The organism is Sphingobacteriaceae bacterium (genome assembly GCA_002319075.1).
Taxonomy (GTDB): Bacteria; Bacteroidota; Bacteroidia; order B-17B0; family Aurantibacillaceae; genus Aurantibacillus.
The window spans coordinates 3,457,321-3,473,478 of the sequence record NVQB01000001.1; the positions used below are offsets into that span (position 1 = coordinate 3,457,321).

General features: G+C 38.6%; 12 protein-coding genes. 6 read left to right on the forward strand and 6 right to left on the reverse strand.

Annotated features, from left to right (window positions below; all coding sequences use genetic code 11):
• The first annotated feature begins 30 nt into the window (after positions 1 to 30).
• Both CNR22_15005 and CNR22_15010 read left to right on the forward strand, forming a co-directional pair.
• Positions 31 to 723, forward strand: a complete 693-nt coding sequence (locus CNR22_15005; protein PBQ33029.1) for a hypothetical protein — start codon at positions 31 to 33, stop codon at positions 721 to 723.
• A 4-nt stretch (positions 724 to 727) separates the two neighbouring features.
• A complete protein-coding gene (locus tag CNR22_15010) occupies positions 728 to 1,507 on the forward strand; it encodes a hypothetical protein (GenBank protein ID PBQ33030.1) in 780 nt (259 codons plus the stop codon).
• Here CNR22_15010 and CNR22_15015 read toward each other — a convergent pair.
• Positions 1,504 to 3,243, reverse strand: coding sequence for an ABC transporter (locus CNR22_15015; protein PBQ33031.1), 1,740 nt, complete (start codon positions 3,241 to 3,243; stop codon positions 1,504 to 1,506). The two genes, CNR22_15010 and CNR22_15015, sit on opposite strands and share 4 nt — an antisense overlap.
• Before the next feature lie 458 nt (positions 3,244 to 3,701).
• Here CNR22_15015 and CNR22_15020 point away from each other — a divergent pair, with 458 nt between their 5' ends.
• Positions 3,702 to 4,805 (forward strand): leucine dehydrogenase, encoded by a 1,104-nt coding sequence (locus tag CNR22_15020; protein PBQ33032.1) that lies wholly within the window; start codon positions 3,702 to 3,704, stop codon positions 4,803 to 4,805.
• Between the two features lie 153 nt (positions 4,806 to 4,958).
• Complete coding sequence (gene nusB, locus CNR22_15025; GenBank protein ID PBQ33033.1) at positions 4,959 to 5,897, forward strand: transcription antitermination factor NusB; 939 nt, start codon at positions 4,959 to 4,961, stop codon at positions 5,895 to 5,897.
• 68 nt (positions 5,898 to 5,965) lie between these two features.
• Here nusB and CNR22_15030 read toward each other — a convergent pair whose 3' ends face one another.
• Both CNR22_15030 and CNR22_15035 read right to left on the reverse strand, forming a co-directional pair.
• Complete coding sequence (locus tag CNR22_15030; GenBank protein ID PBQ33034.1) at positions 5,966 to 7,486, reverse strand: hypothetical protein; 1,521 nt, start codon at positions 7,484 to 7,486, stop codon at positions 5,966 to 5,968.
• Between the two features lies 1 nt (position 7,487).
• Positions 7,488 to 8,204, reverse strand: a complete 717-nt coding sequence (locus tag CNR22_15035) for a hypothetical protein (protein ID PBQ33035.1) — start codon at positions 8,202 to 8,204, stop codon at positions 7,488 to 7,490.
• A gap of 219 nt (positions 8,205 to 8,423) precedes the next feature.
• Here CNR22_15035 and CNR22_15040 point away from each other — a divergent pair, with 219 nt between their 5' ends.
• Both CNR22_15040 and CNR22_15045 read left to right on the forward strand, forming a co-directional pair.
• Complete coding sequence (locus tag CNR22_15040) at positions 8,424 to 11,405, forward strand: hypothetical protein (GenBank protein ID PBQ33036.1); 2,982 nt, start codon at positions 8,424 to 8,426, stop codon at positions 11,403 to 11,405.
• The gene (locus CNR22_15045; GenBank protein ID PBQ33037.1) at positions 11,329 to 12,153 is read left to right on the forward strand and encodes a hypothetical protein; all 825 of its coding nucleotides are present in this window, start codon (positions 11,329 to 11,331) and stop codon (positions 12,151 to 12,153) included. Before CNR22_15040 ends, CNR22_15045 begins: the two co-directional genes overlap by 77 nt.
• 15 nt (positions 12,154 to 12,168) lie before the next feature.
• Here the strand turns inward: CNR22_15045 and CNR22_15050 are convergent, their stop codons facing one another.
• From CNR22_15050 to CNR22_15060, 3 genes are read right to left on the reverse strand one after another with little or no spacing between them, the layout of a single operon-like run.
• Positions 12,169 to 13,119 (reverse strand): hypothetical protein, encoded by a 951-nt coding sequence (locus CNR22_15050; GenBank protein ID PBQ33038.1) that lies wholly within the window; start codon positions 13,117 to 13,119, stop codon positions 12,169 to 12,171.
• Positions 13,119 to 13,991 carry a protein-(glutamine-N5) methyltransferase, release factor-specific gene (prmC, locus tag CNR22_15055; GenBank protein PBQ33039.1) on the reverse strand — a complete coding sequence of 291 codons (873 nt, stop codon included), beginning with the start codon at positions 13,989 to 13,991 and terminating at the stop codon, positions 13,119 to 13,121. The genes CNR22_15050 and prmC overlap by 1 nt, the downstream gene beginning before the upstream one ends.
• Positions 13,991 to 16,111 carry a hypothetical protein gene (locus CNR22_15060; GenBank protein PBQ33040.1) on the reverse strand — a complete coding sequence of 707 codons (2,121 nt, stop codon included), beginning with the start codon at positions 16,109 to 16,111 and terminating at the stop codon, positions 13,991 to 13,993. Before CNR22_15060 ends, prmC begins: the two co-directional genes overlap by 1 nt.
• Positions 16,112 to 16,158 lie beyond the last annotated feature (47 nt).

Genomic DNA, 16,158 nt, shown 5'->3' on the forward strand with positions numbered 1-16,158 from the left:
GGCCGCATTATTTTATGAAGGAAATTTTTAATGTATAAAACTCTGTGTTTACTTTTTTTTATTTTATCAAATCAGGTTATTGTGCATTGCCAGTTAAGGTATACAAGCGATGGCCAGGCTTATGAGCTTGAATTCATCAGGTTAAGAAATGTTGATTCTGTACAACACTTAACTACCTTTCATAGTAACGGTCGAAAGCGAACGGAATCTTTTTTTAGAAAGGGGCATTCCTTTGATACGCTTAGAGCATGGGATCAGCAGGGCAAATTATATTGGCTGAAAGTATTTAAAGACTCTTCGTATTTCGAAAAGAGATATTTTGAAAAAGACTTTTGGGAAGAAGGCTGGTACAAAGAACTGGCCGTCGCACCTGGAGAGCGAACAATACGCGACTCTTCTACCTGGACAGTTTATTCAGTGAAAGACTATGAAAGAAAACCCTACTATATCAGGATGGGCACATGGAAAGTTTTTCAGGAGACAGGGGTGATGATAGCACAGGGAAGTTTTTTGCCGGAGAGTTTCGAATCTTCGCAGCCCGCACGAAATGTTATAAAAAAGGGGTTTGAATCTTCTGACTGGTATTTTTTGGGGGGAGCGAAGTTTTCTGGTTTTTACGCTGGTGGTGTGGGATATTTAAAAAATGGCGAATGGATTTATTATAACGACATTGGATATGAAATTTATAGGGAGTTTTACAAAGAAGGTTTAAAAGTGAAATAAGACCATGAAAATAAAAATTACAATTTTGTTGTCTATCCTTTTAATGGGTGGAAGTTTTTCGTCGCTAAAGCAAGCCTCAAAAGATACTGTTCCAACAATTCATGTTGTGGTTGCCCTTTGTGATAATAAATACCAAGGTATTGTTCCGGTGCCTAAAAAGATTGGAAACGGGCAAGATCCTGATAACAATCTCTACTGGGGCTGCGGTTATGGTGTTCGTTCTTATTTTAAAAAAAGTACGGAATGGAAATTTATAAAATCAGAAAAAATTGATTCAATTAAATTAGAAAGGCTGATCTTTAAACACACGTCCAAAAATTTTTACCTCGTGGCCGACGCTTACAATGGAAAGGATATTGCAAAGTGCACACATGATTTTTTTGCAAGTTGTTCGGGGGAGTCAAAAGATAATTTGAAATTAAACGATGCAGTGCTTGGTCTATACGGAAATGCTAAACTTATAGCTTACATTGGTCACGACGGCTTAATGGATTTCGATCTCGATGGTAGTTATAGGTCTGATGGAAAAAAACGCGACTGTATTATTCTGGCCTGTTACAGTAAAAGATTTTTTAAACCACATCTTTTAGAAACCCAGGCAAATCCCCTTGTATGGACAAGTGGATTAATGTGTCCCGAAGCCTATACCTTGCATGATGCCTTATCAGGATACGTAAATGGTGAAGTTGCTGAAAGTGTAAGGACGCGCGCCGCGAAAGCTTATTCAAAATATCAGAAATGCAGTGAGAAAGCTGCGCGAAATCTTTTACTTACAGGGTATTAGTGTCTCTGTAATTTATTCAAATGCGCATACTCTTTTCCTAGTGCTATCAGCTCTTCATGCGTTCCCATTTCAGAAATTTCGCCTTCTTTTAAATAAAGAATAAGATCAGCAGCTTTAATACTGGAAATACGGTGACTCACAATCACGCTTGTTTTTCCTTTCATTTCTTTTTTGAGATTACCCAGAATTAATTCTTCCGTTTCACTATCTACAGCGCTTAAGCAATCATCAAATATTAAAAGCTGAGGTTTATTAATAATGGCGCGGGCAATGGAGATTCTTTGTTTCTGGCCACCGCTTAAAGTAACACCGCGCTCTCCCACAACAGTTTCAAATTTCTCAGCAAAGCCTAAAATATTTTCATAAACGCCGGCCTGTTTAGCGGCATTCTCAACAAGCTCGCGATCAACAACGGCATAAGGGCTTCCGAATGAAATATTATTAGCAACAGTATCGCTGAATAAAAACACTTCCTGGGGAACCACTCCACAATTTTTTCGCAGCAAATGCAAATTGTGTTGTTTAATGTTTTTATTGTCAATTAAGATTTCTCCGCCACTTGTATCGTACTGGCGGGTGATCAGGTTTACGATGCTGGATTTACCGCTACCCACCTGACCGATGATACCAAGGGATTGCCCCTGTTTTAATTTGAACGAAATATTTTTTAATGCGGTAATGTTATTTTCAGGATACGTAAAATTCACATTTTTAAATTCAAGATCTCCTGCAATTTTATAAGTTTCAAGATTGTCATTTTTAATTGTAGGTTGTTGTTGCAAAAATTCGTTGATACGTTGCTGCGATGCTGCGGCACGCTGAACCAGAGAAGTTACCCATCCCAAAGAAGCAAAAGGCCAGGTTAAACGAAACACATATAAAATAAACTCGGTAATATTTCCAGGTTCAATTTTATTTTCAATGGTTAGTTTTCCTCCATACCAAACAGTTATTAGTACGCTCAGGCCAATCATGAGAGCCATTACCGGAGCAAACAAAGATTCTATGGAAGCTAATTTTAAAGCAGTGTTTTTGTAAGCTTCGTTTTTTTCTTCCATTTGTTCTTTAAAAAAATTCTCGCGTGCATAGGCTTTGATAATACGAATAGCGCTAAAGCTTTCCTGGGCCTGCGAGGTAAGTCCACTTAATTGCTGCTGAACCTTCGTGCTTTGTTTTCCGATCATGTCAGATACTTTATATATCACAAAAGATAAAATAGGTAAAGGTAAAAATACAAGAAGGGTTAAAGTGGGGTTAACGCGCAACATAAAAATCAGAATGGTAACGGTTGTCACAATAGTATTGGCTATGTACATAATAGCCGGACCGGTATACATGCGAACCTTTCCAACATCTTCGCTTATACGGTTCATAAGATCCCCCGTGGTGTGGCGTTTGTAAAAACCTGTATCTAAATTCTGATAGTGATTGTAAATCTCGTTTTTCTGATCATATTCAATGTGGCGGCTCATCACAATGGTAGTTTGGCGCATGAGGAACATAAAGAGCCCGCTCACAAGCGCCAGGCCAATAATGGTAAGGCCATACTGAATAAAAACCATCGAGTCAACATCAGCATTTTTGTTGATGATGTCTATGATCTTATTGGTACCGTTTCGTACGATCACTCCCTGGTAGGTGCCAAAAATTGTAGAGAGAGAAACAAACAGCAAACCTCCTAAAAAGTGCCATTTGTACTTTAAAAAATATGCGTTTAATACTTTAAGATGCTTCACAACACAAAGGTATTACTTTTCACGCAGTAACAATCTGCCTTTTTGAAACACATAGAAACATAGAAGGCATAGATTGATATTCCTTGTACTCACTTTAGCACGCATAGAGATTTCGCGGGCGAATTAGTTAGTGCAAACTGTGAGTTAAACGGATTATTCTTTATCGTCGTCAGAGAATATAGGAATAGAAGCCTTTGCTATCTTGTTGTTTCGGTAAGGCTAGTATCATATATAAATTGAATAAACAAAGTTATAAGTTGAAGATACTATATTTTAGCTTTTTGTGCCTAATAAAACAGCAAAGCATTCTTATCTATGCGTTCCTATCTGCGTTTAGTGGTTTCATCCCTTCTATGATCTCTGAGTGTTTAAATGTTCCGGAAGGGTCGCTTACCTGTAATTTCTTTTGTTATTTGGCCCAATTACCCTAAATTTGCCAATCTTTGAACAAAACGATCATGGAAGTAAAAACCTTAACTAATTCCGATTTAATGAAAAATCCGGTTATCGGGCAAATGAGCCTGCATAACCACGAACAGATTTTATTTTGTAACGATAATGCAACGGGTTTAAAAGCCATTATTGCCATTCACAACACTGTGCTTGGTCCTTCTTTAGGCGGTACACGTATGTGGAATTACCAGAACGAAATGGAAGCTTTAACTGACGTTTTACGTTTATCCCGCGGTATGACTTACAAGTCATCTGTTGCAGGATTAAACCTTGGCGGCGGAAAGGCGGTTATTATAGGCGATTCTAAAAAAATTAAAAGTGAAGCGTTACTTCGTCGTTTTGGAAAATTCGTAGAAAGCTTAGGTGGTAAATATATTACGGCAGAAGATGTGGCAATGACGAGCCGCGATATGGAAATCATTAAAATGGAAACGGATTATGTGAGCGGACTTCCTGAAAATATGGGTGGCAGCGGTGATCCTAGTCCGGTTACAGCTTATGGCGTTTACGTAAGCATGAAAGCAAGTGCGAAGGAAGTATGGGGTAATGATAGTCTGAGTGGTAAAAAAGTTTTAGTGCAAGGTATCGGTCACGTTGGTGAAGTGTTAGTTTCTCACTTAACTAAAGAAGGCGCCAAAGTTTATATTAATGATATTAGCGAAGAGCGTTTAAAAGCTGCTGCTGATAAATACAAAGCACAAGTAGTTTCAGCCGACACTATGTTTGATTTAGATATTGATATTTATGCTCCCTGCGCTTTAGGTGCAACGGTAAATGAAGAAACTCTATCAAGATTAAAATGTAAAATTATTTGCGGCGCTGCAAACAACCAGTTAGCTGACGAGAAAATTCAAGGTGAAGCAGTAGGCAAACAAGGTATTCTTTACGCTCCCGATTTTGTTGTAAACGCCGGAGGTATTATCAATGTGTATTACGAACTCGAAGGTTACAACAGAGAACGTGCTATGACACATGCGGAAAAAATATACGATACTACTTTCAATTTATTTCAATTGGCAAAAAAAGAAGGCATTCCAACTTATATGGCTGCTAACCGCCTGGGTGAGCAACGCATAGAAGCAATCGCCCGAATTAATGCAGTACTATAGAAAACACACTAATTTCACAAATTGCACGAATACCTTGGTAGGATTCTAAAGATTAGTGATATGGATAATTAAAAAAAAGACTCGTTAACTTATTAGCAGAACCGATGTTTCGCGCTTTGTGTAATTTGTGTAACTCGTGTCAAAAACAACAACATGTTAAACAGAAGATTTTTAAGAATAAAGGTGATGCAGGCTCTGTACTCGTTTTTTCAACATGAAAAAGGAAATACAATGACCTTTGAAAAAGAACTATTTAAAAGTCTAGACAAGATCCAGGAGCTCTATCTTTCCATCTTAGCTTTGGTGAACGACCTTCACCACATGGCTTTAATGGTAATTGATGAAAGTAAAAATAAACACCGTCCCAATGCTGAAGACCTTGATCCGAATCTGAAATTCGTGAATAATACTTTGTTAACGAGTATGTCTAGAAATGAGGACTTAAAAGATCAGATTGAAAAACGTAAAATTTCGTGGCAAAACGACAGTGATATCGTGCGTCGTATTTTTAATGAAATACGTAACAGTGAAGAATATAAAACCTACCTGGCTTTAGATCAGCCTGGTATTAAAGAAGATCGTGAATTTATTATCTCTGTCATTACCGAGTATTTAAGTGAGAACGAAGTGTTAATTGGTTTGTTCGAAGACAAAAATATTCATTGGGCAGATGATACTTTCGTAGCCTTCAATTCTGTGATTCGCACTTTTGAAGATTTTAACGGAGAATTTAAAATGCAGCCTTTGTTAAAAGACGAAAAGGATGACCTGGATTTTATGAGTCTTCTGTTTAATAAAACAATTATTTACCACCAGCAATTTGAAGAGCTTATTGGAAGACACACTCAGAATTGGGAAGTAGACCGTATCGCTAATATGGATATGCTTTTAATGGAAATGGCTCTAACCGAGATTCTTTACATTCCGAATGTCCCTGTAAAAGCTTCTTTAAACGAGTATATCGATATTAGTAAAGAATATAGTACGCCAAATAGTAAAACATTTGTAAATGGAGTACTCGATAAAATTATCGCCGAACTGAAGCGAGAAAATAAAATCAATAAGACGGGCAGAGGCCTGAAAGAAAATTAGAACGAAGCGGGATGAAAGTCCCGCTTTTTTTATGAAAATTAAACTCTGTAAAAAGTAAAAAGCATTTCTTACTTCAAACTTTGAGCAAAATCGTTCGACAGTAGGGGAATATTACAAACCTGGCATATTTCGCATTTAGATTTCGTTAGCCACAGATTTCTTTCATTCACGGGATTTTTATTCACATTATTTCTCCCTTTCAGAACTTGTTTGAGAAACCAGGAACTTGTGAGTGGATTTACCAATAAAAATTTTAATGCTCTGAAGGGTGAAGCTTTCATTTGTTTCGAAGCAACGGGTTGTCTCGTTAATAATCTCACGCATATAACATCCAGGTTTTTCTCCAGGCTTCTTTTATCCAGTATGGTGATTTCTGCACCGTATCCAATTATTATCGCGTCGCCACCCCACTCACTCGCAAAAGAATAATTCAGAATTTTTGAGCTCGTTTCTAATATCAGTATCGACTTTGGATGGAAAGTGTTTTCCCGTGTCACCTGAACGGTAGTGCCCGAACAATCAATATTAAAATAGTTTTTTTCAACGATGTCGGTTACTATTACGGTATAGATAATTTTTGAGCGTTGTTCGGTCGAAAAAAGTGAACTACGCTGGATGATATTTTCTGTGAGAGCTTTTTCTAGCTGCGTGATTTCATTTTCGCCGATAAAAACAGTTGTATTAACCGATTTAATTTCTTCTGAAAGATCCATATCAATAAGTTCATCCAGAGAAAATAGTTTCTCGCGCGCATGAAAAAGAGAGCGTTTTGTAAAATGATTTTTCTCGATTCGATCGCCGGGATACGCAATTATAAAGTTAGTAGAGCGGCCTTTGTAAATATCATGGTAGTAGTTTTTTATCTGCGTTTTCGAAAGTTTCACACGGTTGATCCACCGTTTGCCCTCGTTTAATAATACATAATCTGCTGCAAAAGGAATTGTATTAAGCGGTGCCAGCTCATCTACTATGTAACAAAAATTATCGCCAAACAGCTGTTCCCGGGCTTCCGCAATTTCAAGATCGTCTTTGCCTTCGCAATGCACAGTATTTGGAAAATAAGCAGCCGACCCATACCCGCAAAACAGGTAATCGATTTTTGGCCACTCAGCTTTTATCTTCTTTAAAAAAGCTTTTATTATATTTTTATGATTGGCAGGAAGGGCATCGTTAATATTCACAAGTACTTCTCCACCTGATTCAATAATCATAATACTGTCGAGCGAATTAGCTATATAGGTAACAGTGGTCGATTTTGAGAGCTTGTAGGATTTGTGCGATATGGCTTCGCAGATATCAGTGTAACCTATACTTCCGAGATACTCCTTTATTCCTTTTTGCCACTGAAAGGGATAAATAATTTTGCTTTTTTTGTTCAGTGTTAGTAACGAATCATGATGAAGATGGTCTTCGTGTCCATGTGAAATAAGAATGACCTCGGCTTCTTTTACCAGATCTGTGGTTTGTGGTTTTGGAAAAAGATGCCATTGATTGCAATAGGTAGCGCCCGAGAGCCAGGGGTCTGTGAGAATAGTAAGATCTTCGGTGTGAATGTAAAGGGCAGAGTGGCAGACGTATTCTATTTTCATTTTACTTTATTTTTAGAACAATTTTTTTGTAGTTGTTAGACTGCGCTATCACTTGAACCGGCAGAGGCATAGCGGTTTGAAAATCACTGAAAGCTCTGAATTCATGGGTAGTTGTATCGAATTCGTCAAAAATTAAAATGTCGTTACTCTTAAGGAATGGAGCTACAGCAAACAAACAAAATAGGGTGGAGCTATAAAGGTCTGCGTCGAAATGAATTATTTTTCTTTGATGTAGATCTTCTGTTTTTAAAAATGATAAAAGTGTGTCCTGAAAAATTCCCTGTATAAAGGTGCAGCGCAGGTCGTTTACCTCGGGATAGTTTCCGTGGTTGGTATAAGTTCCGGCAGGCTTTGTTCCCCAGGCCTCCGGAATTCCAATAAAGGTATCAAAGCCAAAAAAAGTAGAGCGGGGATTTTTATTTTTTGTTAACCACCACTTAATAGAGTCACCTTTTGAAACGCCGAATTCCAGATAACTGAATTCGTCGAGTTTTTCATCATTGCAAATTCCTTCATACATGTTGTAACGATCCTTATAATGCTGCACAGTTGTTGCATCACAAAATTCTTTTTTCCATTGAATGAATTTGAGTAAGCAGTGCAGCTTATGGAAGGCTTGTGAAAAAGGCATCAACAGATAGTAGGTCCTGGAGGCCAATAAAAGTTCTTGTGTGTTCCTTAAAAGGAAAGATTTTCCGGAGCTCAGAGCTGATGTCATAGAAATAAAATCTCAAGATTTAGTTTGCTAATCTATTTACGTGGATTCAGAATCTATTGCCGTTAGTTACATTAATAGCACAATCGTTTTGTTTTTTTCCTGTGCGAAAAACGTAAGGAATGGTACCAACCTTTTGTATAGTTGCGATGTATAGTTTATAAATTCAGGGAATCATTTTAAGGATTAACAGAATATTTTTTTGCGTCTGGCATAAACAGAATGGTTCGACTAGTTAGGTGTATTATTTGTCTGTTGTTTGCTCTGTGTCCGGGTTCGGCGCAAGCACAGGAGCTTTATTTTCAGTCGATGGCGGCAAAACTTAATTTGCCCTCTGACGAATGCTACCACGTTATACAGGATAAAAAAGGTTATATCTGGATAGCTACAGAGAATGGACTTTGCCGTTACAATGGAAATTCAATCCGGATTTACAATGGAAAAAATGGCTTACCCGAAAAAAGAGTTTATTTTATTGAAGAGGAGCAAGGAGGTGACATACTACTGGCAACCTCTGATGGCCGAATAGCGCATATTGTAAACGACTCAATACAGGATTTTCCTTTCTTAAAAGCATTTACAAATTTCAGAAAAGTAAAGAGAGATGCAAATGTCATTTATAACATGGTACGGCTTAATGATCAAACTCTTATTGTATCTGATTATTCATTCTCGTATAGAGTAACCGCCTCTGGAAGTATAAGTCTTGCAGAGGATTCTGAAAGCACGAGAAGACCAGGATATGAAAAAATAGACCTGAGGAATTCAAAACCTTTTGTTGTAAAACACAGGCAAAAGGAGACTTCGACCGTCGAACAAAAAGGGATTCAAAATGTAGACTTTGTGCTGCGTGACACAGTCATAAACCTGAAATACGCCCTTCAAAACGGAGACTTAGACGGCGAAAGGGTGCTTATCTGTGAAAATGAAAACTATTTTTTTATCAGTAAAGGATCAAAATTATTCCGTTTAAATAAACAGGATTATAAACTATCAGTTTCCACCTTTCCTAACGCTATCCTGCATCTATCACATCAATCTGGTGGTTTATGGCTTGGTTTGCGAAAATCAGGTTTACGTTATTATCCTACTGCAAGTAACCTTGAGAACTTTCAGAAAGGTTTAGATGGCTATTCGGTTTCAAGCGTTTGGGCAGACCGTGAAGGGGCGGTGTGGTGCACTACCCTTGAAAAAAATGTTTTTTACTGCAATACCACGGCCGTTACCTATTATTCAAACATAAAAGAATTAAGTACAAGAACTTCTCTTATGGAAGGAGTTGGAGATTCCATGATTGCTTCTACCAAATTTGACGAACTTCTTGTGTTTTATAAAAATAAACTAAGTAAAATAAGTGGCTATAATAGCAGGAGTGGGGAGTTAACCGACGTTCTTAAATTTAAAGACCACTGGTATATTTGTTCAAAAGGGTGTTTTCTGGTCAAACATAAATCTATGTCAGGCTTTAAAATGGTGACACACGCAAATCAAAAAAATACAGGAACTCCATTGCAACTAGACTCTTTTGCAGGTAAACTATACGCTATATCAAACAACTTTGTTTTTAAAGTACTTGGCCTTAAACAAGGGCCTTATCAGATAAATCTGGAATCAAGGGCTAAAAGTCTGCTCTGTTACAATGATGAGTATATATATGTGGGCTGTGCAAACGGCCTTTATAAAATACGATTGTCCGATAAAAAAAGTATGAAAGTAAAAGGACTTTCTTCTGAAATAACAAAATTAGAGCGAGCCTTTTCAGGGGCGATTTTGGTAGGCACGAGAGAGGAAGGTCTATTGCTGCTTAGTAACGATACACTGAAAAATATTTGTCAAAGTGCCATTTCTGCTCCTTGTATTATTTTTGAAGTAGAACAGGACAAAGATGGCTTTGTATGGGTTGCAACTAATTCAGGTCTGGCGAGGTTAAATAAAACTGAAAGTGGAAACTGTAATGGCATTGTGTATAACACTTCTCATGGTATCCTATCGAACACCCTATATGACCTCGCGATTACACACGATCTTATTTACGCATCAACAAGGGACGGTGTATTTAGTATTCCAAAACACGCGGATTTAAGTAATAAAGTTGCTCCTGCTATTTATATAAATTCGTTGAAGGTAAATGGAGAGGGATGTGATTTTTCCAAAAGAGAACTGCAGTTTCCACACGAAAAAAATCGCATTGAGATTGATTTTGACTTATTGACTTTTAGAATAAATGAAAATTCAGAGACGCTGGTTTATCAGCTTAAGGGCGCAGGAGATTCCTTAAAAAAAACGCGTAACCATTTGCTAAGCTTTGAGAACCTTGCGCCCGCGAGTTACGAACTCGTTGTTTATGCTTTAAATAACGATGGCGTGCGAAGTCTTATCCCAGTAATAGTAAGATTTACAATTTCGCCGCCTTTCTGGAAAACTTCGTGGTTTGCCCTGGCTATTTTGTTTTTCATGGGTTTGCTTATAGTACTAATTGTAAAAAAAGTTGTAAAAGAAATCCGGGTGAAGGAAAAAGAGAATACAAGAATAAATAAACTCATAGCAGAATCTCAGCTTTCGGCACTACAGGCGCAAATGAATCCGCATTTTATTTTTAATGCTATTAACAGTATTCAAAATTACATTCTTAAACAGGACGAACAAAAAGCTTTTGAATACCTTGGCAAGTTTAGTAAGTTGATCAGGATGGTTTTAAATCACTCGAGACAAGCGTCTGTTAACTTATCGCAGGAACTTGAACTACTTAAACTCTACGTTGAGCTGGAGCAACTGAGGTTTAAAGATGCTTTTACTTTTAGCATCGTAATTGCCAGGGATTTGGATCTCGAAGAAATTGAAATTCCTACGATGTTGATTCAGCCTTATGTGGAAAACGCTGTGTGGCACGGCTTGATGGGATTATTTGGGCTACGTAAGGGACATTTGTTTTTAGATTTTTCCTTCAAAGATAATTTACTGCGGATACTTATAGAGGACAATGGCGTGGGGCAGGAGCAGGCGGCAAGATACAAAACAACACGTACTAAAACTTCTTTAGGAATGCAGCTCACCGGCGAGAGACTTAAAAAGTTGAATGAACTTCGCGGCGTAAAAGGTATGAAAGTACAAATTACAGATTTAAAGGATGATAAGGGTGAAGCTCTGGGTACGCGGGTGGAATTGTTCCTTGTTCCGGAGCCAGATAAATTTTTCTATGCATAAAGTACGAACCATAATAGTAGACGACGAACCCGATTGCAGGGAAATATTACATACTCTTTTGCAGAAGTATTGCCCTGATGTGGACGTTGTAGGCCTTGCAACAAATACAGAAAATGCTTTTGAATTAATAAATCTGGAAAAGCCAGACCTTGTTTTTCTTGACGTGCAGATGCCGAGAGCTGATGGTTTTTCGTTGCTTAAAAAATTTCCAGACATTCCTTTTGCGGTGGTATTTGTTACTAGTCACGAAGAATATGCTATTGCTGCTATCAGGTTCAACGCTTTGGATTATCTCCTGAAACCTCTTAGTATTGACGAGCTCGAAGCTTCTGTAAATAAAGCACTTTGTAACAAGATGGAGGGCTTAAAAGTTCAGCCACAAATAATTAATTTATTGCATCAATTGGATGGTGATACAGAAAATGCGCGAATAGCCATTCATGAAGGAGCCAGCGTAAAACTTGTTCCTGAAAAAGATATTTTATTTATTGAAGCGGATGGCCGCTATTGTAAAATTTATGTAGTTTCTGGACAAACTCATCTTACCGCCCGTAACCTTAAAGAGTTTGAAGAATATTTTGGTGAATCTTCCTATTTTGTGAGAATAAATAAAACCTACATTGTTAACTCACTACACATTAAAGAATATAGCAAAGGCGAGCCGTTTATACTTACTATGCAAAATGAAATGACTTTTGAAGTTTCAAGAAGAAAGAAACCGGAGATACTTGAGAAATTAAAAAAATAGAAATCAGTTAAGCGTCTAATTGAATTTTCTTGACACACCAAAATACGGAATAGGCAAGGTTCTGAAATTTAGCTTAACGGTATTATCGTAACCATTTAAAAGAGCAAAACATCCCACCGTCCAGCAATAGTTAGGGTCGCCGACAAATTTAACTCCCGCGCCGGCAAGCCCTACGCTTAAGTCTGGAAGGTACCAACCTTCAAAATTAAGCGCCACGTTTTTGCTTAAGCGATTACAATAGGCAGCGCTCACAAAAGCCATGTTTACGTATGGTGCAGGAGAGGAAGTGTAAAAGAGTTCCGATTTTAAACCAAGTAGTCCTCCTGAAAATGTAAAATTTCTGTTGCTGGTTCCTCTCGTTATTCTTGCCTGCCCCCCATAACCAAAAAGCAGCGAGCTACTGCTTCCTGAAAAAATATCCCCTACCACAAAAGCATTTCCACCAATGTAATTATTATCTCCTACCTGGTAAGCGCATTTAACGCCCAAAGAAAATGGATAAAACGCCAGGGTGTTGATGTTAGCTGCCCAGTTTTCAGTAAAAGAGTATTCAAGATTCTCGAGTATGAGCCAATGTGAATTGGTAGAAGCTTTACTTTCTTCAAATAATAAAGCGCTGTTCATCAGCATGTAATTTCGTGCGTGGTCATTTTCGCCCATCTCATCGCTTATTACATCTCTGGTCCGGGGCTGGTTGCGGACCGTGATTTCCGACTTACGCAATTCAACAGTTTCATGCGTCATACGGTTTTCGATTTTTACAAAGTCTTTTGTTTCTTCTTTTACGTAACCAGAATAAACATCGCCATTACGCATTTTAAATCTGTAGTGTACGCCGTGTCTGTATTTTGGTTTGAATACTTCTTCTGTAGTGTCTAATGTTGCCAGCGTAGAGTCCGCCTGAGTTTGCGAGCGAAGCAAACCGCTAAAGAAAATTAAAAATAATATAACGCCGCATCGCACCATTAGTTCTTTATGCCTTTAAAAAAACGTAAAGCCCCGCTCATGTCTTTGATTAAAAAAGTTTTTTCGAATAGATGACTTCCATCTGCATAGCGCTGAACTTCTTTGGCAGTTAACGCATTTAATTCAAAATAGAGCTTGCCCTTTTGTGCCAGGGATTTTGAGCAAAGATCAATTATTTTTTTATAAAAGATTATGCTGTCGTTTCCTTCTACAAACAATGCCAGGTGAGGTTCGTGCTCGAGCACATTTTTCTCCATCAGCTTTTTTTCTTCGGCCTTTATGTATGGCGGATTGCTGATTATGATTTCGAAATCCCTTTCGATTTTAGAGGGAATGTCCGTTTCATCCAAGGCATTTGCTTCAAAGAAATTAACTTCTGCTTTGTTTAAAAGGGAGTTTTTTCCAGCGAGCGACAGAGCATCTGAACTAATATCACAAGCAAAGACTTCCGTTTTCGGAGAATAATATTTCAAACAAACCGGGATGCAACCGCTTCCTGTTCCAATGTCTAACACAGATCTGGACGCAGGATTTTCTTTAAGGATCAGATCTACCAATTCTTCTGTTTCGGGACGCGGAATTAAAACTGAAGCATTCACTTTAAAGCGAAGATTGTAAAACCAGGTTTCGCCCAGGCTATATTGTAAAGGAATGTTTTTTTTAAGGTCCTTGGCACAGTCGTAAAGTTTTAACAGATCGCTTTGATTGATGTTTTCTTCCTGTTTACTTAATTGCTCGGTACGCGAGAATCCTAAAACGGTTTCTACTGCAACGGCCAACATAGCATCAATTTCTGAAACTGGATAAACTTCACGGAGTTCGCTATAAAAAAAGTCGCTTATATGTTTAAGCTTGTTACCTGCTATGCGCATCAGTCTTTTATAAGTTTAAAGGCGTAGCTAGAAGACTGACCAACGATCCTGACAAAATACAAGCCAGACTGTGCGGTTTTTAAATGAGCTGAATGAAGTTCGTAAACCTTCCCGTCAATTTTATCTTCCAGTAGTAATTTTCCCTCGGCGTTGTAAAAGGAAATTTTACCTACTGTTGTTGTTGGCAATTCAATAGTGACTTTTGTATTAAAAGGATTCGGATAATAATTTACCTGTTCATGTAATTTATTTTTTTGTAGCCCCACAAGATTCTCTTCGCAAAACATAGCTGCGAATCCATCAAGCTTGCCATGTCCCCAGGCATAATTAGGAAGTGTTCCCGTATACTGATCGGAATAAGCACAATGCGTAATGGCTTGTTTTACCTGTTGGTTAGTGGCCATGGGGTGCGCCTGCAAATAGAGTGCCGCGAGGCCTGCGACTACAGGTGAAGCGGCAGAAGTGCCACCGCCAATGACGTGAAAGCTTCCCTGTGCCACTGTTTCAGGAGATTGCGCGATTTGCGTGGCCTGCATGCCGGTAACAAGGGTGCTAAAAACAGCCTGACCGGTAGCTGAAATATCGGGTTTCTGTCTGCCGTCACGAGTCGGCCCACTGCTGCTGGTGCCAGCTAACGAGCCCGCGGGGTCCACAATATGGTTAAGTGAATCTCTGACATCGTACCAGCTATTTAAATTAAAATAATTAGCAACGGTAATTATTTCATCACTGCATTGATAGCTGCTCACCATACTGTACATGGTGTCAGCCATTTTGTAATGCGCCATCGGCGGGTATTGCGCCAGTGTTGGTAATCCCGTAGATACAAAATCGAAATTCCAGGCATGATGAACTCCTGTGCCTTTCGTCTCTACTCTCCAGAACATATCTGTACTGTCAGCGCGAATGCGCAGATAAAGTTCGTAGACACCTGAATTATTTATACTCGAAGAATTATCAATGATGGCAATACGGTTACCGTTATATTTTAAAGTGTCGTGTTTTACGGGACCAAGACCGTAAGTATAAGTATGAAAAGCAATTCTTCCTACGTTGCTGAAATCAGTTCTGTTTCCACCCACACTTATCTGCAGATTTTTTACCTGGCTGGTATCTCCATAAAACCAATAGTGTTCTGTGCTTTGCCCGTTGCGCAACCAGGTGAAACTTGTATCGGGTGAAGTGTTTTGTGTCTTAACGTGAAATTTTACATAGCCGGCATTCCCTGCAGCGGCCACCATTACGCGGCCCGGTATATTGGCGATCATGCTTTCAATGAGTTTTGCTTCAAGATCTGTTCCATCATGACTCCCGTAATAATCTCCAAGACTGGCGTTAATCACGCAAGGCTTTCCCAATAAGCTGGCTTTACTTAAAATATAATCAACTGCATCGGCTGTAGTGGGGCCGTTCATGTTAAAATTAACAGCCACCATCACAATATCCGCTTTTGGAGCCACGCCTTCGTGGGTGCCGTTAGAAAGACCATTGCCCGCTGCTATTCCTGAAACATGTGTGCCGTGTCCGTAGTAGGCCATATCTGAATGCGTACACTGATTCGCGTTGATTTGTGTATCGGTCCATTCAATACCATAGCCATACGGCGAAGGAACCGTAGATCCGGAATTTGTTGTCTGATCCCATAAAAATTTAATACGGGTATTTCCCTGTGCGTCTTTAAAATCTTTATGTACTACATCAATACCAGTATCAATAAAACCGAGCACAATGTCTGTTCCGTCGTAGCCTTGTGTGAGCGGATGTGTGCCCAGTTTAGCGGCTTTTATGCGGTTGCGGAAAACCATCGTATCGTTCATAGGTTTCGCGTGCGCTTCTTTAAATTCGGCGTAGGAGATAATGTTATGGTCTATTAGAAAAGAAATCGCCGTTGCGTTACAAGTAATGGAAGCCACATCTCCAGACGAATAATTAAAGGTAAAACCTGCTTCTCGTTGTGCAGCTTTTAGTTTTGTAATATCACCCTGCACCAAAATAGAATAAACCTTTTCTGGCGAGCTTTTTTCAGATAAACGCATTTTAAGAGCAGGATTCAACTTAGCTGTTTGCGAAAAAAGTCCGCCCGACAGCAGCACTACTAAAAAAAGATAAATTAGACGCATTGGAGTAAAATATACTTAAAGTTAAATAAAAAAAACGAACTTTGATT